General features: G+C 71.7%; 1 protein-coding gene. It reads left to right on the forward strand.

The features are described 5' to 3' along the window. Nucleotides 1-2: 2 nt before the first annotated feature. A partial coding sequence (locus ACIBAG_RS45675) for an acetyl/propionyl/methylcrotonyl-CoA carboxylase subunit alpha (RefSeq protein WP_399114071.1) occupies nt 3-1,180 on the forward strand: 1,178 nt, incomplete at its 3' end.

A 1,180-nucleotide genomic window follows, 5' to 3' on the forward strand; every position in this document is an offset into this window, starting at 1 on the left:
TCGTGCGCAAGGTGCTCATCGCCAACCGTGGCGAAATCGCTGTCCGCGTGGCCCGGGCCTGCCGGGATGCCGGCATCGCGAGCGTGGCCGTCTACGCCGACCCGGACCGGGACGCTCTGCATGTCCGTGCCGCGGATGAGGCGTTCGCCCTGGGTGGTGACACCCCGGCGACCAGTTACCTGGACATCGCCAAGGTGCTGAACGCCGCGCGCGAGTCCGGCGCGGACGCCATCCACCCGGGCTACGGCTTCCTCTCCGAGAACGCCGACTTCGCCCAGGCCGTCCTGGACGCCGGGCTGATCTGGATCGGTCCGCCCCCGCAGGCCATCCGCGACCTGGGTGACAAGGTCGCGGCCCGCCACATCGCCCAGCGGGCGGGTGCTCCGCTGGTGGCGGGCACCCCGGACCCGGTCTCGGGTGCGGAGGAAGTCGTCGCGTTCGCCGAGCAGCACGGCCTGCCCATCGCGATCAAGGCCGCGTTCGGCGGTGGCGGGCGCGGCCTGAAGGTCGCCCGCACCCTCGAAGAGGTGCCCGAGCTGTATGACTCCGCGGTGCGCGAGGCGGTCGCGGCGTTCGGCCGTGGGGAGTGCTTCGTCGAGCGCTACCTCGACAAGCCCCGCCACGTGGAGACGCAGTGCCTGGCCGACACCCACGGCAACGTCGTCGTGGTCTCCACGCGTGACTGCTCGCTGCAGCGCCGCCACCAGAAGCTGGTGGAGGAGGCTCCGGCGCCGTTCCTGTCCGAGGAGCAGGTCGCCGAGCTGTACTCGTCGTCGAAGGCGATCCTGAAGGAGGCCGGCTACGTCGGCGCCGGCACGGTGGAGTTCCTGGTCGGCCTGGACGGCACGATCTCCTTCCTGGAGGTCAACACCCGTCTGCAGGTGGAGCACCCGGTCACCGAGGAAGTCGCCGGGATCGACCTGGTGCGGGAGATGTTCCGCATCGCCGACGGCGAGGAACTCGGCTACGACGACCCGCCGCTGCGCGGGCATTCCTTCGAGTTCCGCATCAACGGCGAGGACCCGGGCCGCAACTTCCTCCCGGCCCCCGGCACGGTGACCGCGTTCACCGCGCCCACGGGTCCGGGTGTGCGCCTGGACGCGGGCGTGGAGTCCGGCTCCGTGATCGGCCCGGCCTGGGACTCGCTGCTGGCCAAGCTGATCGTGACCGGCGCCACCCG

Origin of the sequence: Streptomyces sp. NPDC051243, from assembly GCF_044455405.1 — a bacterium.
Lineage (GTDB): Bacteria > Actinomycetota > Actinomycetes > Streptomycetales > Streptomycetaceae > Streptomyces.